18 protein-coding genes, 1 tRNA gene and 1 other RNA gene are annotated in these 21962 nt (G+C 69.6%); 13 read left to right on the top strand and 7 right to left on the bottom strand.

Features of this window, described 5'->3' with window-relative positions; translation table 11 throughout:
* The first annotated feature begins 141 nt into the window (after nt 1–141).
* A complete protein-coding gene (locus AC4FS2_RS10590; protein WP_491156867.1) occupies nt 142–900 on the top strand; it encodes an MBL fold metallo-hydrolase in 759 nt (252 codons plus the stop codon).
* A gap of 33 nt (nt 901–933) precedes the next feature.
* Here the strand turns inward: AC4FS2_RS10590 and chrA are convergent, their stop codons facing one another.
* A complete protein-coding gene (gene chrA, locus AC4FS2_RS10585; RefSeq protein ID WP_491156865.1) occupies nt 934–2130 on the bottom strand; it encodes a chromate efflux transporter in 1197 nt (398 codons plus the stop codon).
* 131 nt (nt 2131–2261) lie between these two features.
* Between chrA and AC4FS2_RS10580 the strand changes: the two genes are divergently transcribed.
* Together AC4FS2_RS10580 and AC4FS2_RS10575 are read left to right on the top strand one after the other, a co-directional pair.
* Nucleotides 2262–3269 (top strand): arsenic resistance protein, encoded by a 1008-nt coding sequence (locus tag AC4FS2_RS10580; RefSeq protein WP_491156863.1) that lies wholly within the window; start codon nt 2262–2264, stop codon nt 3267–3269.
* A 47-nt stretch (nt 3270–3316) separates the two neighbouring features.
* Nucleotides 3317–3850, top strand: a complete 534-nt coding sequence (locus AC4FS2_RS10575) for a pyridoxamine 5'-phosphate oxidase family protein (protein WP_491156861.1) — start codon at nt 3317–3319, stop codon at nt 3848–3850.
* 26 nt (nt 3851–3876) lie between these two features.
* Here AC4FS2_RS10575 and AC4FS2_RS10570 read toward each other — a convergent pair whose 3' ends face one another.
* Nucleotides 3877–5397 carry a SulP family inorganic anion transporter gene (locus AC4FS2_RS10570; RefSeq protein WP_491156859.1) on the bottom strand — a complete coding sequence of 507 codons (1521 nt, stop codon included), beginning with the start codon at nt 5395–5397 and terminating at the stop codon, nt 3877–3879.
* A gap of 40 nt (nt 5398–5437) precedes the next feature.
* Nucleotides 5438–5836 carry an arsenate reductase ArsC gene (locus AC4FS2_RS10565; protein ID WP_491156857.1) on the bottom strand — a complete coding sequence of 133 codons (399 nt, stop codon included), beginning with the start codon at nt 5834–5836 and terminating at the stop codon, nt 5438–5440.
* Nucleotides 5837–5864: 28 nt separating this feature from the next.
* Between AC4FS2_RS10565 and AC4FS2_RS10560 the strand changes: the two genes are divergently transcribed.
* The 5 genes from AC4FS2_RS10560 (at nt 5865) to bsh (ending at nt 9936) form a co-directional block, all read left to right on the top strand.
* A complete protein-coding gene (locus AC4FS2_RS10560) occupies nt 5865–6557 on the top strand; it encodes a hypothetical protein (protein ID WP_491156855.1) in 693 nt (230 codons plus the stop codon).
* Between the two features lie 138 nt (nt 6558–6695).
* Nucleotides 6696–7208: a hypothetical protein gene (locus AC4FS2_RS10555; RefSeq protein ID WP_491156853.1), complete on the top strand. Its 513-nt coding sequence runs from the start codon at nt 6696–6698 to the stop codon at nt 7206–7208.
* Between the two features lie 167 nt (nt 7209–7375).
* A complete protein-coding gene (locus AC4FS2_RS10550) occupies nt 7376–7813 on the top strand; it encodes a DUF2255 family protein (RefSeq protein WP_491156851.1) in 438 nt (145 codons plus the stop codon).
* 28 nt (nt 7814–7841) lie between these two features.
* Nucleotides 7842–8858 carry an aldo/keto reductase gene (locus AC4FS2_RS10545; RefSeq protein ID WP_491157084.1) on the top strand — a complete coding sequence of 339 codons (1017 nt, stop codon included), beginning with the start codon at nt 7842–7844 and terminating at the stop codon, nt 8856–8858.
* A 103-nt stretch (nt 8859–8961) separates the two neighbouring features.
* Complete coding sequence (gene bsh, locus AC4FS2_RS10540; protein WP_491156850.1) at nt 8962–9936, top strand: choloylglycine hydrolase; 975 nt, start codon at nt 8962–8964, stop codon at nt 9934–9936.
* Nucleotides 9937–10007: 71 nt separating this feature from the next.
* On the opposite strand, the gene AC4FS2_RS10535 is transcribed toward bsh, so the two are convergent.
* From AC4FS2_RS10535 to AC4FS2_RS10520, 4 genes are all read right to left on the bottom strand, one after another.
* Nucleotides 10008–10095, bottom strand: a tRNA-Ser gene (locus AC4FS2_RS10535).
* 61 nt (nt 10096–10156) lie between these two features.
* Nucleotides 10157–12481 (bottom strand): transglutaminase TgpA family protein, encoded by a 2325-nt coding sequence (locus AC4FS2_RS10530; RefSeq protein WP_491156848.1) that lies wholly within the window; start codon nt 12479–12481, stop codon nt 10157–10159.
* Nucleotides 12471–13715, bottom strand: a complete 1245-nt coding sequence (locus AC4FS2_RS10525) for a DUF58 domain-containing protein (protein WP_491156846.1) — start codon at nt 13713–13715, stop codon at nt 12471–12473. Before AC4FS2_RS10525 ends, AC4FS2_RS10530 begins: the two co-directional genes overlap by 11 nt.
* 7 nt (nt 13716–13722) lie before the next feature.
* Entirely contained in the window at nt 13723–14721 is a 999-nt protein-coding gene (locus AC4FS2_RS10520) for an AAA family ATPase (protein ID WP_491156844.1), read from the bottom strand.
* A gap of 145 nt (nt 14722–14866) precedes the next feature.
* Between AC4FS2_RS10520 and ffs the strand changes: the two genes are divergently transcribed.
* The 5 genes from ffs (at nt 14867) to AC4FS2_RS10495 (ending at nt 21929) form a co-directional block, all read left to right on the top strand.
* Nucleotides 14867–14963: signal recognition particle sRNA small type (gene ffs / locus AC4FS2_RS10515), an RNA gene on the top strand.
* A gap of 81 nt (nt 14964–15044) precedes the next feature.
* Nucleotides 15045–17234: a phosphate acetyltransferase gene (pta, locus tag AC4FS2_RS10510; protein ID WP_491156842.1), complete on the top strand. Its 2190-nt coding sequence runs from the start codon at nt 15045–15047 to the stop codon at nt 17232–17234.
* On the top strand, nt 17231–18472 hold the full coding sequence (locus tag AC4FS2_RS10505) for an acetate/propionate family kinase (RefSeq protein ID WP_491156841.1): 1242 nt from the start codon (nt 17231–17233) through the stop codon (nt 18470–18472). The genes pta and AC4FS2_RS10505 overlap by 4 nt, the downstream gene beginning before the upstream one ends.
* 142 nt (nt 18473–18614) lie before the next feature.
* Nucleotides 18615–19355, top strand: a complete 741-nt coding sequence (locus tag AC4FS2_RS10500) for an HAD family hydrolase (RefSeq protein ID WP_491156840.1) — start codon at nt 18615–18617, stop codon at nt 19353–19355.
* A 42-nt stretch (nt 19356–19397) separates the two neighbouring features.
* Nucleotides 19398–21929 (top strand): glycoside hydrolase family 65 protein, encoded by a 2532-nt coding sequence (locus AC4FS2_RS10495; RefSeq protein ID WP_491156838.1) that lies wholly within the window; start codon nt 19398–19400, stop codon nt 21927–21929.
* The last annotated feature ends 33 nt before the right edge of the window (nt 21930–21962 follow it).

Here is a 21962-nt window from a genome sequence, read left to right as displayed (position 1 = left end):
GCTAAGGCGCGGGTCCCCGCCGTCCGAGAGGCTTGACACGAGGGGGAGGGGACACGCCTGCCGCGCGTCGTCGCTACCAGGACGTCCCGATGCTGGCAACCCCGTCCGCGCGGCACACTCCGGTGGCGCACAGTGTCCGGCATGGCTCGAAACCCCGATGGCGTGTTCCCTGTCGCCGACGGCGTCGTCCGCATCAGCCGCGCCGCAGTCAACTGTTATGTGGTCGAAACCGGCGACGGTCCGGTGCTGATAGACGCGGGCCTGCCGAGAAGCTGGCCGCTCCTGCGCCAGGCGCTGCAGTCGCTGGGGCTGACCCCCGACGACCTCGCCTCGGTCTACCTGACCCATGGGCACTTCGACCACGTCGGGATGTGCGACCGCCTGTTGCACGATCATCACGTGCCCCTGCACATCCACGAGAAAGACGTGCGTCTGGCTCGGCATCCGTACCGCTACGCCCACGAGCGGCCGCGATTCCTCTACCCCGCTCGTCACCCCGGTGCCCTCCCCGTTCTCGCGCGGATGGTGGGTGCCGGCGCCCTCGGAGTGCATGGTGTCGACGCGCACGGCGACGTCCTCCCGGGCGAGGGCGCGTCTACGCCGGGGGGCCTCGTCCCCGTCTGGTCGCCCGGCCACACGTACGGCCACTGTGCGTTCTTCCTGCCCGATCGAGGCATCCTGTTCTCCGGCGATGCGCTGGTGACGTACGACCCCTATACCGGCGAGACCGGTCCGCGCGTCGTCGCCCGTGCCGCGACGGCCGACGGAGCTTCCGCTCTCGCTGCTTTGCGCGCCCTCGGTGCCACCGATGCGCGGCTGGTCCTTCCGGGCCACGGTGACCCGTTCGACGGCGGGGCACGCGAGGCGGCGTCGCGCGCGACGGAGGTCGGGATCGCCTAGAGAGGGGTACCGGCCCGTCACAGGCCGCCGCCGTCAGTGGGGGAGCAGACCGAGGATCACGCCGCCCCCGGCCCCTCCGAACACCACCACCGCCCAGGGTGGGAGCCGGCACACGGTGAGCAGTACGAAGCAGAGCAGGGCGAGCGCGAACTCGGAGACACCGGTGATCGCGGTGGTGAACACCGGTGTGTACAGGGCAGCCGCGAGAATCCCCACGACCGCCGCATTCGCGCCTCGCAGCGACGGCTCCGCCCACCACCGCCGGCGTAGCGCGTTCCAGAACGGCAGCACCCCGGTCAGGAGCAGGAAGCCCGGAAGGAAGATCCCCACCGTGGCGATCGCGGCGCCGGGGATGCCGCCGGGGCCGCCATCGGCGAGCGCCCCCAGGTATGCGGCGAAGGTGAACAGCGGACCCGGAACGGCCTGGACGGCCCCGTACCCCGTCAGGAGCTGGTCCACGCTCACCTGTTCGGTCTGCACCATGGCCGACTCGAGGAGAGGCAGGACGACGTGTCCACCGCCGAAGACCAGCGCGCCCGCCTGGAAGAAGGCCGCGAACAAACCCACGTCGGCACCTCTCGTGAACGAGGCGACGAGAGGCAGCCCGATCAGCAGGACCCCGAAGGCAGCCAGGCACACGATGCCCGCCGCGCGCGACACGGGAAACCGCACACCGGGCGTTCCCGCTGATGCGCCGTCGTGCCGGCAGAACAGCAGCCCGGCTGCTGCGCCGAGGATGATCGCGAGGATCTGCCCGATCGAACCACCCAGCAGGAGCGCGAGGACGGCCGCGCCCAAAGCGATCGTGGCGCGCGGCCGGTCCGGCGTCAGCGTGCGCGCCATCCCCCACACCGCGTGCGCGACGATGGCAACCGCCACGATCGTGAGTCCCTCGACCACGCCCGCCGCGACCACCCCGGTCAGAGAGGTCGCGCCTGCCGCGACCGCCACCATGAGCGCCGCCGAGGGCAGGGTGAAGCCCACGAATGCCGCCAGGGCGCCCAGCCACCCGGCCCGCAGCATCCCGAGGGCGAATCCGACCTGGCTGGAGGCCGGGCCCGGCAGGAACTGCCCGAGCGCCACGACGTCGGCGTACTGCTCGTCGGTGACCCATCCCCGACGCGTCACGAGTTCGTCGCGGAAGTACCCCAGGTGGGCGATCGGACCGCCGAAAGAAGTGAGGCCCAGCTTCAGAAAGGCGCCGAACACCTCGCCTACGGGATGGTGCACGTCACGACCTCATCATCGAGCGGTGAACGGCGTGTGAACCGCCGCGCCGGCACACCGACATGCCGGAGTCCGAGACCGCCCACGTCCCGCCGCATTCGCACGAGGAGCCCCGGAGCGGTGAGGATGGGGCCATGCGGCGGGTGATCGAGTGGATGGGCGCGCGTCAAGTCGCGCTCTCCCTGCTCGCGATCGCCCTCGGGGCCGTACTGGGCCTCGCGCTGCCGGCGGCGGCTTCGCCCCTCGAGCATGCGATCACACCGGTGCTCGCGGCGCTCTTGTATGTCACGTTCCTCTCGGTCCCGTTCGGACGAGTCGCCCGCAGCTTCGCCGACCTCCGTTTCCTCGGTGTCCTCCTCATCGTGAACTTCGTCGTCGTGCCGGCCGTTGTCTTCGGGCTCAGCAGGTTCGTCGCGGCCGACCCGGCCCTGCTCGTGGGCGTCCTCCTCGTCCTCCTCACCCCCTGCGTCGACTACGTCATCGTGTTCGCCGGCCTCGCCGGAGGTGATCGCGAGCGGCTTCTGGCGGCCACGCCGCTGCTCATGGTGGCCCAGCTCGCGCTTCTCCCGGCTTACCTGTGGCTCATGGCCGGACCGGCGGCGGCAGCCGCGATCGAGGTGGCCCCCTTCGTTGCGGCGTTCGTCGGTCTCATCGTCGTGCCCCTCGTCCTGGCCGTTCTCTCCCAGGTCACCGCCGTCCGCTTCGGCCCGGCGCGGCGCCTTTCCGCCGGCGCCATCCACCTGATGGTGCCGCTGATGATGCTCACGCTCGTGGTCGTGATCGGTTCACAGATCGCTCGGGTGGGGGGAGCTTTCGCTTCGGTGGTCGCTGCCGTGCCGATCTTCGTCGCATTCATCGTCGTGATGGCGCCTGTGGGAGCACTCGCCGGCCGCGCGGTCGGACTGGAGAGGCCCGGCCGCACGGCCATTGTCTTCGGTGGTGTGACCCGCAACTCCCTCGTGGTGCTTCCGCTTGCTCTCGCCCTGCCGTCGGCATTGCAGCTCGCTCCGCTCGTGGTGGTGACGCAGACCGTGGTGGAGCTGGTGGCGATGGTCGCTCTGGTGGCGTTCTTCCGGCGTCGGTTGCGGGACGGAAGGATGCCGCGGGCGCAAGCGGTGGCGGGACGGAGCGAGGCGACGTAGATTTCCCCCAGGGACCACAGCCGAGAGCAGCGATGAAGGAGGCGGACATGGTCAATTTCCTCCCCGTACCGGCCGACGGCGCCGTCGAGAAACTGAGCGCGGCGCAGTGCTGGGGCCATCTCGAAGGGACGCGCATGGGGCGACTGGCTCTGCTCGACGCGTCAGGCGAGCCGGAATTGTTTCCCGTGAACTTCCTCACCAGCGAGGGACTGCTCTACATCCGCACTGCCAACGACAGCAAGCTGCGCCACATCCGGGCGCGCCCGACCGTCGCCTTCGAAGCCGACGGCAATGAGCACGACCTTCACTGGAGCGTTCTGGTGCGAGGCGATGCGGTCCAGGTGGTCATCGATGAGGAGATCCGCCGCAGCGGCGTTGCGCAGCTGAGCACGGCGAGCCCGGCGGCGAAGCCGTTCTACATCCGCGTCACACCATCGTCGATCACCGGGCGGCGGTTTCGTGAAGGCATCGACGTGCGAACCCGGTTCCCGTTGCCCACCGGCCCGGTGGATCGTCCGGCCGTCGTGCCGCGGTCGACGCGGCCGAACCCCATCCCGCACCTTCCCCCGTTCGAGGAATGACGAGGGTGTGCCTTCGCATCCGCGGGTCAGTGCTCGGCGCCGAGCCCACCGGTGAGTCGCCCGTGGAATCCGCTCGTCGCGGCGTTCATCCCCTCGAAGGTGACGGTCGTCCCCAAGCGTTCGTACTTCGTCTGGATGGCGTCGAGCGCAGCAACGGTCGACGCGTCCCACACGTGTGAACGGGAGAGATCGATGATCACGCGGTCGGGATCGCGGGTGTAGTCGAACTGGGTTGTGAGGTCGTTGCTGGAGGCGAAGAAGAGCTCGCCGTCGACGGTGTAGCGCGCCGTCGGTCGATCTCCGTCGGTGACGTCGCGCGTGACCGTGGTGAAGTGCGCGACCCGCCGGGCGAACAGCAGCATGGCCGCCACGACGCCCGCGCCCACCCCGAGGGCGAGATTGTGCGTCCAGACGGTGACCGCGACCGTCACCACCATCACGGCGGTCTCGCTCTTCGGCAGGCGGCGAAGCGTGGAGGGGCGGATGCTGTGCCAGTCGAAGGTGGCCGCGGAGACGACGATCATGACGGCCACCAGCGCCGCCATCGGGATGATCGCCACGATGTCACCGAGGGCCACGACCAGGATCAGCAGGAAGACCCCGGCGAGGAACGTCGATATGCGGGTCCGGGCACCGGACGCCTTCACGTTGATCATCGTCTGACCGATCATCGCGCAACCGCCCATGCCGCCGAACAGGCCGGAGAGGATGTTGGCGGTGCCTTGGCCGAGCGCCTCGCGGGTCTTGCGCGAATGCGTGTCGGTGATGTCATCGACGAGCTTCGCGGTCATCAGAGACTCCAGGAGACCGACGATCGCCATCGCCGCAGCGAACGGGCCGATGATGCCCAGCGTCTCCCAGGTGAGCGGGACATCGGGGAGGAACAGAGAGGGCAGGCTCGTGGGGAGCTCCCCCTGATCGCCGACGGTCGGCACGCTCCAGCCCAGGAGCACCACCGCGCCGGTCAGCAGCACGATCGCCACGAGCGGCGCCGGCACCGCCTTCGTCACGCGCGGCATGAGGTACATGATCGCCAGGCCCGCGGCCACGAGCGGGTAGACCAGCCACGGCACGTCGATGAGGTGGGGCACCTGGGAGACGAAGATGAGGATCGCCAGCGCGTTGACGAAGCCGACCATGACGCTGCGGGGGATGAACCGCATGAGCCTCGCCACACCGAGCGCGGCGAGCACGAGCTGGATGACACCTCCCAGCAGAACCGTCGCGATGAAGTAGTCGATGCCGTACTCGCGCGCCACAGGCGCGATGACCAGAGCGACGGCGCCGGTCGCTGCGGTGATCATCGCCGGGCGTCCACCGAGGAAGGCGATGGCGACGGCCATGACGAACGAAGAGAACAGCCCGTACCGCGGGTCCACCCCCGCGATGATCGAGAAGGCGATCGCCTCCGGGATCAGGGCGATGGCGACCACGAGCCCCGCCAGCACCTCGCGGGTGAGCAGGCGAGGGCTCCGCACGGCCTGCCACACCGTGGGTTCGATGCGGTACCGGGCGGCAGCATCCTGCGCCGGAACGACAGCGGTCATCGTGCTCCTGGAAGGGGGGAGGGGCCGGGGGTCCGGCGGGTCAGGCCGTCAGGTCGCCGATCAGGGCCTCGACGCGGGAGCGGATGTCGTCGCGGATGCGGCGCACCGCGTCGAGTTCCTGGCCTGCCGGGTCGTCGAGTACCCAGTCTTCGTATCGCTTGCCGGGAAAGATCGGGCAGGCGTCGCCGCATCCCATGGTGATCACGACATCGGATTCGCGTACGGCGTCGACCGTGAGGATCTTCGGGGCGTTCGCTGCGATGTCGATCCCTTCCTCCGCCATCGCCTGAACGGCGGTCGGGTTGACCGCGTCCTTCGGTTCGGACCCGGCCGATCGCACGTCGATCCGGTCGCCGGCGAGTGCTTCGAGGTAGCCCGCGGCCATCTGCGAGCGTCCGGCGTTGTGCACGCACACGAACAGCACGGTGGGTCGGGACATGGGGTTTCCCTTGATCGGCGGAGGTGTCATGACAATCATGCTCGATGTGGAGGGGCTGCGCACTCCGGTGGCGGTGCAGCGCTACCCTGGCCGCATGCGAAGCCGCCGCCGGACATGGGTCGTCGGCGGGGCGGGCCTCCTCGCCTGCGGGGTCCTCGGCGCGCTCCGCTCCAGCCTGGCGGGGTCTCCGGGAGCGGTGTGGGGCGTCGCCATGACGGCCGACGTCATCTACGCGGCGGCTGTCCTGCTCTTCGCCGTCGGTGCCTCACAGGCGGCGAGCGTTGTGGCGCGCGGCCCGCTCGGCGTCACAGCCCTGTCCATCGTCGCGGTGTGGCCGCTCGCGGACACCCTGGTGGGCGGGCTGCTGTCGACGCAACTCTCCTCAGAGACCGGCAGCTGGGCCGTCTACGGTTACATCTCGCTGATCGTGCCGGTCGGGGCCGGCCTGATCGCCGCGATGCGGATCGCGCGGGCCGGCACCGTGCCGTCGCCGTGGTGCTGGGCGCCGCTGGCCGTGCTTCTCCTTCAGGCGGCGGTGTGGGCGATCCCGCAGATCCTGTTCACCGCCACCGGCGCCGCCGGGATCCAGGCCTTCTACGCTCCTTTCGCCGCCCTCGGGATGCTGGGATTCCTGGCGCACACCCTGGGGCTCGGTATCCTCGCGGTCGTGCTCGCCGCACGCGAGCGACCGGACAGCGTGGAGGTTTACCGTTCCGCGTGAAGAGCGCGTGGGTCGCGGCATCCTCGCGAACCGGGAGTAGGCTCGCCCTCCGTCAGCAGCGTTGCGCCGGACAGTCCGGCCGACGGCGATCCTCCGGGGTCGTCCCGCCCACGGAGAGAGCCCGACATGGTCCGCCCGATGATCTTGATGGGAGACGTGCTCGACACGCTCCGCGAGTGTTCCGCCGGCGACGGCGTGGCCTATCTCACCGGCGGCGCTCCCGAGAGCCGCGTTCCCGCCGATGCCCGTACGGTCGTCGTCGGGGTGGACCTGCGCGATGTCGCCTCGCGAGGGGTGGCGAAAGCCCGGCTGAAGATCGCCGGGCAGCTCGCGGCCGAAACGGTCCGGCACGGCGGCGCCGTCCGCCACGCGGTGATCGCTACCACCTTGGATCCGCACATGGTGCGCTACTTCGACCGCCTCGCCTCCGCCCTGGCCACTCGTCTTCACTCCGAACTCGAGCGCGCGGCCGGTCGCGACGTGGAGGTCACTCTGCTGGATGTCTCGCGCTGCGAAAACGGGCGTGCACTGTTCGATCGGCTGCGCGAGCGCTCCGACGACCCGTCCGGCTCGCACGGAGTGGTCGTCCTCAACTGGGATGACATCCGCTCGCGCTCCATCGCCCGTGCCGCGACCCTCCAGTACGTCTGAGCCGTTCGTCTCCTCGCACCCGCACACCGCGGTGCCCTTTCGGCCTGCTCCCCACGCGCCCTCGCGCGGGAGATGCGCGGGCAGAGGTCGCGCTACCCCTTCCCGATCACCGACCGTACGCCCTAGCGTGAACGCGTCCCGCCACTTCACATCCCGAGAGGACCCCCATGAGCAACTGGAGCGCTGACGAGCTCGACCTCATCGGTCGGGCGGACGAGCTGCGGGTCTCCTCGCGGCGTCCCGACGGCACCGACCGGCCGTACGTGACCATCTGGTCGGTCCGCGCGGGGGACAGCATCTACGTCCGCTCCGCCTACGGCACCGGGAACCCCTGGTATCGGCGCGCCGTCCGATCGGGCACCGGTCGCATCCAGGCGGGTGGAATCGAACGGGCCGTGGCATTCACGCCGATCGATCCTGGCGACTCCGTTCTTCAGAAGGCGGTGGACGACGCTTACCACGCGAAGTACGACCGGTACGGGCCGCGGACCGTCGGGCCGGTCGTCGGCCCGAACGCCCACGGGTCGACTCTTCGCCTCGATGCCCGGACGGAAACGGACACACCGCCTGGACCAGCGGACGGACGGGGCGACGGCGAGCCGTGACCCCGGCATCGCAGAAGGAGACCACGTGATGGACTATCGCCCGCTCGGACGCACCGGCGTGCAGGTCAGCCCCCTGTGTCTGGGCACGATGATGTTCGGCCCCTGGGGGAACGACGATGAGGCCGACTGCATCCGCATCATCCACCGTGCCCTGGACGCCGGCATCACGTTCGTCGACACCGCCGACGTGTACTCCGCCGGCGTCTCCGAGGAGATCACCGGTAAGGCGCTGCGGGGCCGTCGCGACGACGTCGTCCTCGCCACGAAGTTCTTCATGCCGATGGGGGACGAGCCGAATCACCGCGGCGGGTCTCGGCGGTGGATCATCCGGGAGGTCGAGGATTCCCTCCGTCGCCTCGGCACCGATTGGATCGACCTCTACCAGGTGCACCGCCCCGACCCGACGGTCGACATCGAGGAGACGCTCGGTGCGCTCAGCGACCTGGTCCATCAGGGCAAGATCCGCTACATCGGCTCGTCGTCGTTCTCCGGCGCCCAGATCGTCGAAGCCCAATGGGCGTCGCGGGAACGCAACCTCGAACGTTTCGTCACCGAGCAGCCGCCGTACTCGATCCTCGTCCGTGGCATCGAAGAGGACATCCTCCCCACCACCCAGCGGTACGGGATGGGCACGCTCACGTACAGTCCGCTGTCGGGCGGTTGGCTGTCGGGGAAGTGGCGGAAGAGCGCCCCGGGCTCGCCGACATCGTCGGCGCGGCCCGGCGCCCGGTTCGACATGAGCAGCCCGGCGAATCAGCGCAAGCTCGATATCGTCGAAGAGCTCGCCCAGCTGGCCGAGCGCAACGACATGACGCTGATCGAGCTGGCGATCGCCTTCGCGATCAACCACCCGGGGGTCACTGCCGCCATCGTCGGACCGCGGACGAGAGAGCAGCTGGAGTCGTACCTGCCCGCCGCGGACAGGCGACTGCCGACCGAGGTCCTCGACCGTATCGACGAGCTCGTCGCGCCCGGGGTCACGATTAATCCCGACGACAACAGCTACGGCACCCACGAGCTGCAACCCGCATCGCGCCGGCGCTGAGCGGCTTCCGTGTGTTTGTCACCGGGGTAGCCAGCGGCCGCTCATCGGCATAGCGTCGGCCTCCCGTTCCCCAGACGGACAACGCCGCATCGGAGGCAGTCACATGTGCACAGGAGCGAACTACACCACGCGCGATCATTACTTCGGTCGCAATCTCGACCTGGAGTTCTCTTACAACGAGACGGTCACCGTCACGCCTCGGAATTTCCCTTTCGAGTTCCGAAAGGCGCCGTCGCTTGCGACACACCACGCCATCATCGGGATCGCGACCATCGCGGACGGCTATCCGCTGTACTACGACGCGACCAACGAGAAGGGCCTCAGCATGGCGGGGCTCAACTTCCCCGGGAACGCCGACTACAAACCCGAGGCGGAAGGCAAGACGAACGTCACACCCTTCGAGTTCATCCCCTGGGTTCTCGGGCAGTTCGAGACCGTGGATGAAGTGAGGACGGCGCTGGCGGAGCTGAACCTCGTGGAGATCAACTTCAGCGAGACCTTCCCCCTGTCGCCGCTGCACTGGATCATCTCCGACCGGGATCAGTCCCTCACGGTGGAGAGCGTGAAGGAGGGGCTCAAGGTGTACGACAACCCGATCGGAGTCCTCACCAACAACCCCACCTTCGACATCCAGTCCTGGAACCTGAACAACTTCATGCATCTGTCGAAGAACCCCCCGGAGAACAACTTCTCCGACGACCTCGAGTTCGACGTCTACAGCCGCGGAATGGGTGCGATCGGCCTTCCGGGCGATCTGTCGTCCGCGTCCCGTTTCGTCAAGGCCGCCTTCACGAAGATGAACTCCGTCTCGGGCGACTCCGAGTCGGAATCGATCAGCCAGTTCTTCCAGATCCTGGGTTCCGTCGCGCAGCAGCGCGGATGCGTGGAGGTCTCGCCGGGCAAATTCGAGATCACGATCTACTCCTCCTGCTGCAATACCGACAAGGGGATCTACTACTACACGACCTACGAGAACAGCCAGGTGACCGGCGTCGACATGCACAAGGAAGACCTGGACGGGAGCGGGCTGGCGGACTACCCGCTGATCAAAGGCCAGCAGATCCACATGCAGAAGTGACCGAGCGCAGCCCGGAATGGGAAGAGCCGCCGATGCGGGACGAAAAGTCCAGGTCGGCGGCTTATTCCGTGTGGCGGAGGATGGGGGATTCGAACCCCCGAGGGCTTGCACCCAACACGCTTTCCAAGCGTGCGCCATAGGCCACTAGGCGAATCCTCCTCGGCCCCGGAGGGCCGCCGACCATCCTACCTGCAACCGCGACGCGGCCCGCACCGCGGGTTCACCGGGCCGTCGCGGGCTCCGGCGGATGCGCATACGCAGAGCCGGGGCGGATGACGAGAGATCGCGGCACGACGGCGGCAAGGATGCGGCGCCACGGGGCGACACCTCCGGCCAGCGCCCGCCGGACGGAGGTCAGCGCGGCGCTCAGATCGTCCCCGGATCCCGGTCTCGAGGAAGGTCCGGCATAACTGGCCCGTTCGATCGCCGCGACGAGCACGTCGATCGCCGGGGCCGGGGCGCGGTGGTCCGCCACCAGGCGCGCACCGAACGCACGCGGAGACTCCGCACCGGGCACGGGGATGGCGAGGTCTATCGCCGACTCTTGGACGGCGAGCCATGTCGCCCCGGCCTGGCCTGAGCGGGCAGCGGCCAGGAGGCGGCGACGGCGGATCTCCCGGAGCACGCCCGGGAGCGCGAGCACGGCCAGAACAAGCAACGCCGTCCCGATTCCGGGCCACGCGCTGCCGCCGTCGTTCCCCCCGAGACTCCCGGCGCCGGCCTCCAGGTCCTCGTCGAGGCGCGTGCCGGGTGCGGATGTCGCCGACGGACCCGTCGTCGGCTGTGCGGCCTCCTGCGGCGCTCGGTCCGCGGGCGTCGCGCCGCCAGGGGTGAGGGCGGACGTGAAGCTCGTCGGCACTCCGAGACTGTTGGTCGGCTCGAACGGCACCCAGCCGATCCCCTCGAAATGCACCTCCGGCCAGGCGTGCAGTTGGCTGCTGGAGACGGTGTAGATCGTCTGCCCCTGCGTTGCCGCACTCGTGTTCACGCCCGGGAGGTACCCGACGACGATCCGTGACGGCATCCCCAGGGTGCGCGCCATCAGCGCGAAGGCGGACGCGAAGTGGACGCAGTACCCCTCCCGCGCGACGAGGAACTCCGCGACGGCAGCGGCCCCCGAGCCGTCGAACCCATCCTCCACCGGAGCCTCGAGCGAGTACGCGAAGCCCGACCCGCGGAACCATGCCTGTAGCGACTGCAGGGCGTCGAAGTCGTTCACGGTGCCGCTGGTCACCTCGCGCGCCGTCGCCTCGATCACCGGAGGCATGCCCTCGGGGAGGGCGAGCGACTCTTCGCGCACCTCACCGCCGGATCCGCGCGCGCGGATCTGCTCGAGAGTGGGCCGGGGAACCGAGGTGACGACCTCGTAAACCTGCCCCTGGGAGGAGCCCGTGCGGGAGACGACGGTCCGGTTCTGCGAGAGAGCGCCCCAGGTGCCGTCCAGGCCCGTGACGGAGACGGCGGGGTACGGCACCGGAAGCCACGGCGAGTTGAGGTCGGTGATCTCCACGGTCGTGCGGTACTCGGATACGGCTACCTCGGAATCGACCTCGACGGCCGGGAGCGCCGCATCCTCCTCGGAGATCGGCAGTGTGCGCCCTGCATCGGGCTCCCACACCGCGCCGTCGAACTCGGAGAGCGTGACCGCCCGCAGGTAGGGCGGGCTCGGGGCGGTCGACCGGACCGACAGCACCTCGGTATCGCGTGGCTGTCGAAGATCATCACCGAGCTCGAGGGTGGGGTCGATCGTGGCCCCCGTACCGATGCCGCTGCCTCCGGCCCGCGCGACGGGCGAGGGAAGCAGGGGGCTCGCCACGAGCGCCACCACGACGGCGATCGCACCGATCGCCGTCGCCGTGGCTGTGGCGCCGCTGGCGCGCGGGGGGCGTTCGCCGGAGAAGTCCGGGCCAGGGTCGCGCGGGGGAGCCTCGGGTCGGCGCTGCCGTGCGCGCGTGTCGACCCGCAGGAGGAAGAGGATGCTGGCCGACAGGATCACGAACCCGACGATGTCGATCTCGTCCGGGACGGCGATCGAGGGGATCAGGGAGATCGCGACCAGACCGACGCCGGCCAGCAGGGGCATCCGTGCGGTGAGTACGACATGGTCGATCGCCAGGGCGACGAGCCCGATGGCGGCGATCAGGATGAAGGCGAGGGCGGTACCGGCTTCCAGAGGCGCTGCGCCCAGCACGATCTCGTCGATTCCTGCGGATACCAGCACAGGCACCATCGCGAAGGAGTCCGGCGTGGGGATGACCCACACGAACGCGGTCGACCGGCCGAACATGGCGGTGAGGGCGAGTACCCAGACGGCGGCTTCCAAGGCTGCCACGGCGACACCGGGGAGCCGGAACCACCGCGCGACGACTCCGGTGGCGAGGACCGCTGCGGCCAGCACGAAGGCCCCGAGCACCCACGGCCCGCGGTCGATGACGCGCAGCAACGGGGTACTGGCGCCCACGAGAGCCGTCAGCACCCCGGCGGCGAGCAGGATGTCGGTGCGCCGGCGCCCGGGGAGCGCGCGGCCCCACGGGTCAGTGGACACGGGCGCCTCCCCGCGCGATGGTGGTCTCCCACGCCCGCGGAAGGTCGGCATCCGGCGCGATGGAGCCCGCCGACCATCCGAACCCGCGGAGGCGATCGACGGCGTCGGCCGCCGCACCGACGGCGAGCAGCACCGGGAGGGAGGAATGATGAGCCAGGGGCGCCAACGTCTCAGCGTCGGCGGGGGAGAGGCGGCCGGTCACGACGACGACGGGGCCGGTGAGGATGCCGGCGAACAGCCCCGACACGCCACCGAGGTCGTCTCCCTTCCGGGTGGTGAGCGTGGCCAGCTGCGCGGCGAGGGCCTCGACGTCGAACACCTCGCCCCCGGCCAGCGGATCGGACAGGGGCGAGCCGTCGGAGTCGAGGATGGTGACGGTGTACCCCTCGCGGACGAGCTGCATGACCGCCGACACCGCCGCGGAGACGCCGGTCTCGAAGGCGGGGTCCTTCCCCGGCGCGAGCAGGGCCTCGGTACCCCACCGCAGCGCGCCCCGATCGAGCACGACGGTGGCTTCCGGGCTCGCTTCCTGTTCCTCCTGCCGGACCATGAGGGTGTCGCGGTGGGCGGTGGCCCGCCAATGGATGCGCCGCATCGAGTCACCCGACGCGTACGGACGCGCCACGAGGTTGTCTGCGCCCTGCCCGAGCTGCGCGGTCGCCGTCTGCAGCATCCCGCCGGATTCTCCCGGAGCCGTCGGCAGCAGGGACAGCTCGACGATCGCGGGGGCCACCGTCACGCGTGTGCGCCCCCCGAGGGAGAACCGACGCCGGGCCAATCCGAACGGGTCGGTGGCCGTGACGATCAGCGGACCGAGCGTGTGGATGCCTCGGGTGCGGCCCTCGACGGTGTACCGCAGTTCGATCGTGCCATCGCCGCCGCGCAACCCCGATCCCATCGCCGGGAAGATGCCGCGGGCACGCCCGGCCAGACCCGAGGGCAGCGTGTCTGCCCACGTCCCCGGCGCCGTGGGGAGTGCCGACCGCATGCCCACCCGCACGCGGACGGCCGTCGCCCGCCCGACGGAGGCGACATCGGGCACGAGGGAGCGTGCCACCGCCTGGGTGCGCCGTGCGGCGAAGAGCGACACGACGCTCCCGGCGACGACCGCGAGCAGCAGCACCCCGAAATACACCAGCTCTTGCAGCCCGGCCTCGGCGGCGATCACGAAGGACAGGAGCGCCAGGACCACCGCGCCGGTACCCCGGGCGGTCAGCGGCCACAGGCGTTTCATGTTCGTGTCACACGCGCGCCGCGAGAGGGACCCGCACCGACGCGGCGATCCGGTCGAGCGCGGCGGAGATGACCTCCACCGACGGGCGACCGCCGGCGGCGGCGCGGCTGGGAATCAGGCGGTGGGCGAAGACCGGGCCGAGCAGCGCCGTCACGTCATCGGGGATGACGAAGGCGCGGCCGTCCAGCGCTGCCCAGACCTTCGCCGCGCGCACCAGCTGCAAGGTCGCGCGGGGGCTTGCGCCCAGCCGCAGATCCGGGTGCGAACGGGTCGCATGGGCCAGGGCGACGGCGTAGTCCTCGACGGCCGGTGACACGTGGACCGCGCGGGCCCACGCGATCAGCTCCGTGACGCGCGCGGCGGTGACCACCGGCCGGATGGCTTCGAGTGGATTGACGGTGTCGCGCTGGCGCAGCATGAGGGCTTCGCTGCGGGCATCCGGGTACCCCATCGAAATGCGCATCATGAACCGGTCGCGTTGCGCCTCGGGAAGCGCGTAGGTGCCCTCCATCTCGAGCGGGTTCTGCGTGGCGACCACCAGGAACGGGTCGGGGAGGAGGTGGGTCCGTCCGTCGACCGTGACCTGCTTCTCCTCCATGGCCTCCAGCAGTGCCGACTGCGTCTTGGGGGAGGACCGGTTGATCTCGTCGGCGATGACCACGTTGGCGAAGATCGCCCCCGGCTTGAACTCGAATTCGCGGTCGACCGGGTTGAACACCGACACACCGGTGACGTCTCCGGGGAGAAGGTCGGGGGTGAACTGGATGCGGCGGACGCTCGCGTCGATCGAGGCGGCCAGGGCGCGGGCGAGCATGGTCTTGCCCACACCGGGGACGTCTTCGATGAGGAGGTGTCCCTCGGCGAGAAGGGTGACGAGAGCCGAGCGCACCGCATCCGGTTTCCCGTCGATGACGCGCGAGACCGAGGCCAGGATGCTGCCGGTGACCTGTCCGAAGTCCTCGGGAGTCAGCGGCTGCAGAGAGGGGGCGGTCACGGTGTCGTTCATGGTTCCCTCGGGTCGGGGGGAGGGGCACCATCGCCCGTCGTTACCCGATCGTAACCCCGGTTTCCGGGCCTGGGGCTGGGAAAAGCCTGCCGCTTGCGGTGACCCGTCGAAGTCGACGTGTCACCGCTCGGCCGGTTAGAGTGGAGGTGGCTCTCCGCGTGGCGGCATCCAGGCCAACTCCCCCAGGACGGAAACGTAGCAAGGGTAACCAGGCTCTGCTGGGTGCGCGGAGAGTCTTTCTTTGCCCCGGTGGCGCCGTGGGGGATGTCTCGACGGTGGTGCAACCCCGCGAAGAACAGGCCCGACCGTCCTAGGGTGGAGCCGTGGCGCAGAGCATCTACATCACCTCCGCAGAAGGCCACTCCGGAAAGTCCACCGTGGCGCTCGGAGTGCTCGACGCGCTCAGCCACGCCACGCCCCGTGTGGGGGTGTTCCGGCCCATCGCCCGCTCCACCGCTGAGCGCGACTACGTGCTCGAGATGCTGCTCGACCATGACGGCGTCGACCTGGACTACGACGAGTGCGTGGGTGTCGGGTACGACGACGTGCGCGCCGACCCGGATGCGGCGCTCGGACGCATCGTCGAGCGGTACAAGGCGGTCGAGGCGCAGTGCGACGCCGTGGTGGTGATCGGCAGCGATTTCACCGATGTGTCCAGCCCCGCCGAGCTCGGCTACAACGCGCGCATCGCCGCGAACCTCGGCGCACCGGTCCTTCTCGTCGTCGGTGGCCGCGCGGGACAGGGACAGGGGGAGCAGCTCGGCACCAGCACCGCCCGCAGCGCCGAGGAAGTGGGACAGGCGGCTTCCCTTGCCCTCGTCGAGCTCGCTCACGAGCGCGCCGAACTCTTCGCCGTGGTCGTCAACCGCGCCGACCCCTCACAACTGGACGAGGTCGTCGCCGTGGTGCACGGCGTCGTCGACACGGAGAGCGCCCGCACGGTCCCCGGCGGGAACATTCCGGTGTGGGCGCTGCCCGAAGACCGCTTCCTCGTCGCACCCTCGGTGCGGGGGGTGATGCGGTCGGTGGGGGGAGAGCTCGTCAAGGGCGACCCTGCCCTTCTCACGCGCGAGGTGCTCGGGGTGGTCGTCGCCGGGATGTCGATGGTGAACGTCCTGCCCCGGCTCACCGAGTCGGCGATCGTGGTGATCCCCGCGGACCGGACAGAGGTCCTTCTGGCGACCCTGCTCGCCAACTCCTCGGGGACGTTCCCGTCGCTGGCCGGCATCGTGCTCAACGGCCCGTTCCCGCTTCCCGAGGCGATCGATCGACTCATCGACGGGCTGGGGTCATCGCTGCCGATCGTTGCCACCGACCTCGGCACCTACGACACCGCGGTGCGGGTCATGAACACACGAGGGCGCCTCGCCGCCGACTCGCAGCGCCGCTACGACACCGCGCTGGCGATGTTCGAGCAGTACGTCGACACGGCCGAGCTCACCCGCGCACTCGGGGTCGCCCAGCCCAGCGTGGTCACGCCGCTGATGTTCGAGTACGGCCTCGTCGAACGCGCGCGCCACGATCGCCGCCACATCGTGCTGCCGGAGGGGAACGACGACCGGGTCCTGCGTGCGGCGGCGACCGTTCTCGCGCGCGGCATCGCCGATCTCACGATCCTGGGCGAGGAGGCCGAGGTGCGAAACCGGGCGGTCGAGCTGGGCATCGACCTGGGGGCGGCGAACGTCGTCAGCCCGTTCGATGCGGCGTATGTCGACCGCTTCGCGCACGAGTACGAGAGGCTCCGTGCGCACAAGGGCATGACCTACGCCCGCGCCGCCGACACGGTCACCGATGTGTCGTATTTCGGCACGCTCATGGTGCATCTGGGGTTGGCGGACGGGATGGTGTCGGGCGCCGCGCACACCACCGCCCACACCATCCGGCCCGCGTTCGAGATCATCAAGACCCGCCCGGGCGTCTCCGTCGTCTCCAGCGTCTTCCTCATGGCCCTTGCCGATCGCGTGCTCGTGTACGGCGACTGCGCGGTCATCCCCGACCCCACGAGTGAGCAGCTCGCCGACATCGCCATCTCCTCGGCCGCGACCGCCGACCAGTTCGGGATTCCGCCGCGGGTGGCGATGCTGTCCTACTCCACCGGCGAATCCGGCACCGGTGCCGACGTCGAGAAGGTGCGTGCGGCGACCGCGCTCGTCCGGGAGCGGGCGCCCCAGCTCCTCGTGGAGGGACCCCTCCAGTACGACGCGGCGGCCGATGCGGCGGTGGCCGCCGCGAAGATGCCGGGGTCGGATGTCGCCGGCCGCGCGACGGTGTTCATCTTCCCCGACCTCAACACCGGCAACAACACCTACAAGGCTGTTCAACGCTCGGCCGGCGCGGTGGCGATCGGCCCCGTGCTGCAGGGGCTGAACAAACCCATCAACGACCTCTCGCGCGGTGCGCTCGTCGATGACATCGTCAACACCATCGCGATCACCGCGATCCAGGCGCAGGCCGACGCATCCGACCTTCTCGACCCGCCGGATTCCCGCAGGTCGGGGGAGGACCGGTCATGACCGCGGTGCTCGTGATCAACTCGGGGTCATCCTCGTTCAAGTACCAGCTGCTCGACCCCGAATCGGAGCACGTCCTGGCGATGGGGCTCGTCGAGCGCATCGGCGAAGCATCCGGCGTCGCCAGCCACACCGTCACGGCCGCGGCACTCACCGGCGGTGGGGGCAGCGGGCCCGCGCTCACCGTGACGGATGCGACGTACCGGATCGAGCGCGCGATACCCGACCACACCGCGGGCTTCCAGGCGATGCTGGACGCGCTGGCGCAGCACGGGCCGTCGCTGACGGAGCATCCGCTCGTCGCCGTCGGGCACCGTGTCGTGCACGGCGGGGCGCGCTTCTACGAGCCGACGCTCATCACTTCGCTGGTCGAGATCAACATCGACGAGCTCTCCGTCCTCGCGCCGCTGCACAACCCGGCGAACCTCGCCGGGATCGTCGCTGCCCGCAAGACCTTCCCCGATGTGCCGCACGTCGCCGTCTTCGACACAGCCTTCCATCAGACCCTCCCGGCGCCGGCGTACACCTACGCGATCGATGCGGCGCTCGCCGAGGCTCACCGCATCCGCCGGTACGGGTTCCACGGGACGAGTCACAAGTTCGTCAGCGAGGTGGCCGCCGGCTTCCTCGGCAGGCCGCTGGGAGATCTCAAGCAGATCGTCTTCCACCTGGGCAACGGCGCATCCGTCACCGCGATCGACGGAGGACGCTCGGTCGACACGTCGATGGGCCTCACACCGTTGGAGGGGCTGGTCATGGGCACCCGTTCGGGTGACCTCGACCCGGCCGTCCTGTTGCAGCTCGGGCGGCGCGCGGGGATGTCCATCGACGACCTCGACACTCTTCTCAACAAGAGGTCGGGGCTCCTGGGCCTCGCCGGAGTGAGCGACATGCGCGACATCCATGCCGGCATCGAGCGCGGCGACGCCAGGGCCACCCTCGCGTGGGATGTGTATATCCACAGACTCCGCGCCTATGCCGGGGCGTATCTGGCCCAGCTGGGCGGTGTGGATGTCATCTCCTTCACCGCCGGCGTCGGCGAGAAGGATCCCGCCGTGCGGGCGGCGTCCCTCGCCACGCTCGGGTTCGCCGGCATCGAGATCGACGCCGAGCGCAATGCCGCCCCCGATCGCGGCGTCCGCATCATCTCGACCGATGCCTCCGCGGTGACCGTCCTCGTCGTCCCCACGAACGAGGAGCTCGAGATCGCGCGTCAGACGCTCCGCGTCGCGGTGTCCTGACCCACCCCCGGACCGCGAAACTGCACCTCCGCCACGAAACAGCGTCCCTCGGCGGCGGTCTCGTGGCGGAGATGGAGTCTCACTGCCCGATTAGCCCGCAACCCCGCGACGCTGCCCGGCGCGGCGCAACTACGCTGGACCCGTGCCCGCCGGAACCTCCACGCCGCTGCCCGACCTGACCACCTACGACGCCGTCCTGTTCGACCTCGACGGCGTGCTGACCCCCACCGCCGAGGTGCACATGCACGCCTGGCGAACGATGTTCGAGCAGCTGTTCGCGCAGTGGAACATCCAGCCGCCATACACCGAGCGCGACTACTACGAGTACCTCGACGGCAAGAAGCGGTACGACGGCGTCGCGAGCCTTCTGCGCAGTCGCGACGTCGAGGTGCCGTGGGGCGACCCGTCGGACCCGTCGACGGCCGACACGGTCTGCGGCATCGGCAATCGCAAGAACGACGTGTTCGCGGCGGTGCTGCGGTCGGAGGGGATCGCGCCCTACCCCGGGTCGGTTCGGCTCGTCGACAAGCTCCGGGCTGCCGGCGTGCCCATCGCCGTGGTGTCGAGCTCGAAGAATGCCGAGGAAGTGCTCGCCGCGGCGGGAATCCGCGATCTCTTCCCGGTCGTCATGGACGGTGTCATCGCCGAGCGCGACCATCTCGCATCCAAGCCCGCGCCGGACGTCTTCGTCGAAGCCGCCCGGATGCTGGGTGTCGATCCCGCGCGTTCGGTCGCCGTCGAAGACGCGCTCAGCGGCGTCCAGTCGGCCGCCGCGGGGGGCTTCGCGGTCGTCGTCGGGGTCAATCGCGGCGCCGGCGGCGAGGATCTTTCCGAAGCCGGGGCCACCGTCGTCGTCGATGACCTCGCGGCGTTCGTAGACTGACCTTCCGAGACATCCCGAATCTCCGGCAGTGGAAGGCAGCACATGATCGATCGCGGTCGGTTCCCCGTCGACGAGTGGCGCCTCATCGAGACCGAGGGTTCCCTCGACGACGCCGGTGTCACTGAGACGCTGTTCGCGGTCGGCAACGGCTACCTCGGCTTGCGGGGCAACTACCCCGAGGGCCGCTTCGCGCAGGAACAGGGCACCTTCATCAACGGGTTCCACGAGGTCTTCCCCATCCGTCACGCGGAGCAGGCGTACGGCTTCGCCGAGGTGGGGCAGACGATCATCAACGCGCCCGACGCGAAGGTCATGCGCGTGTACGTCGATGATGAGCCGCTGTCGTTCGACGTCGCCGACGTCCGCCACTACGAGCGTGTTCTGGACATGCGTGACGGTGTGCTGCGTCGCCGCCTCCTGTGGGTCACCCCGTCGGGCAAGCATGTCGAGATCGAGGACGAGCGGCTGGTGTCGTTCGAGGAGAAGCACCTCGCCGTGATGCGGCTGACCGTGACCGTCCTCGACTCGGACGCCGCGGTGACGATCAGCTCGCAGCTGATCAACCGGCAGGACGGCGAAGGCATCTACGGCGGCTCCTCGATGCCGGGCAAGAAGGGCGGCTTCGACCCGCGCAAGACCGAGAAGCTGCAGGAGCGGGTGCTGCAGCCGCAGGAGTACTGGCAGGACGGTGACCGTTCCGCACTGACGTACCGCGTCGCCGAGTCGGGGATGACGTTGGCCGTCATCGCCGACCATCTCCTTGAGACCGACAACGACTACACGGCCCGGCGCCTCATCGAACCCGATATCGCCAAGAACGTCTTCCGTGTCGAGGCCCGCGCGGGGGTTTCGATGACGCTGACCAAGCTCGTGAGCTATCACACGTCGCGCGGTGTGCCCACCGGTGAGCTCATCGACCGCTGCCGCCGGGGTCTGGATCGCGCGGAGACGCTCGGCGTCGACGAGCTGTTCGTTCGTCAGCGGGCGTGGCTCGACGGGTTCTGGGAGCGCTCCGATGTGCGGATCGAGGGTCACCCCGACCTGCAGCAGGCAACGCGGTGGTGCCTGTTCCAGCTCGCGCAGGCCTCCGCCCGTGCCGACGGGCAGGGCGTGCCGGCCAAGGGCGTAACGGGGTCGGGGTACTCGGGCCACTACTTCTGGGACACCGAGATCTACGTGCTGCCGTTCCTGGCGTACACGACCCCGCTGTGGGCGCGCAACGCGCTGCGGATGCGGTACCTGATGCTTCCGGCGGCACGCAAGCGTGCGCACCAGTTGAACGAGGCCGGGGCGCTCTTCCCGTGGCGCACGATCAACGGCGAGGAGGCATCGGCCTATTACGCCGCCGGCACCGCGCAGTACCACATCAACGCCGACGTCAGCTATGCCGTCGCCAAGTACGTCCGCGCCACGGGTGATGTGGACTTCCTCGACTCGGAGGGCGTGGACATCGCCGTGGACACGGCGCGGCTGTGGGCGACGCTGGGGTTCTGGCGCTCCAACGACGGTGTCATCGACGGGGAGGGGGAGTCGTTCCACATCCACGGCGTCACCGGCCCCGACGAATACACGACCGTCGTCAACGACAACCTCTTCACGAACGTCATGGCGCGGTTCAACCTCCGCTTCGCCGCGCGCACGGTGCGCGACATGGAGGAGGCCGACCACGACGCGTACCTGCGGATGGTCGCCCGGATGAACCTCGACCCGTCGGAGCCGGAGATGTGGGAGCGGGCCGCCGAGGCCATGCACATCCCCTACAGTGAAGCTCTCGGCATCCACCCCCAGGATGCGGTGTTCCTGGAGAAGGAGATCTGGGACCTCGAGCACACCCCGGCCGACCAGCGCCCCCTGCTCCTGAATTTCCACCCGCTCGTCATCTACCGGTACCAGGTGCTCAAGCAGGCCGACGTCGTGCTGGCGCTGTTCCTCCAGGGCAATCACTTCACCGCTGACGAGAAACTCGCCGACTTCGAGTACTACGACCCGCTGACCACGGGCGACTCGACGCTGTCGGCCGTGGTGCAGTCGATCCTCGCCGCGGAGGTCGGGTACCAGAACCTCGCGCTGGAGTACTTCCGTGATGCGCTGTTCGTCGACCTCGGCGACCTGCACCACAACGCCGCCGACGGTGTGCACGTCGCCTCGGCCGGCGGGGTGTGGACCGCGCTGGTGTCGGGCTTCGGTGGCATGCGCGACCACTTCGGCGAGCTGACCTTCGACCCCCGCCTGCCGGCGGAGTGGCCGTCGCTGTCGTACGTGCTGCACTGGCACGGCACCCGGCTCGACATCGCTCTCACGCGCAACCTCCTGACGGTCGAGGCGGGGGAGGGCGACCCCGTCCAGTTCTCGGTGCGCGGCGTCGGGTACACCGTGCACGGGGGCGACCGTGTCGAGGTTCCGCTGCTCGGTCAGGGTCCCGTCCGGCCGGGTAAGCCCTCGCTCCGTCAGTTCGCCGACGCTCGCCGCGAGGACGGAACGCTGCTGTCGGTGTCGTTCCCGACGGTGTCGGCGACGATCCCCACCGTCAACGACGGCGCCGACGCGGATGACTCCGTCCGCGTCGAGAGCTGACCCACCCCGGGAATGGGCGGGATGGGCGAGTGG

The organism is Microbacterium sp. Z10_103 (genome assembly GCF_058310455.1).
The sequence above is the reverse complement of the archived record's forward strand: the minus strand, read 5'-3'. Positions and strand labels throughout refer to the sequence as shown.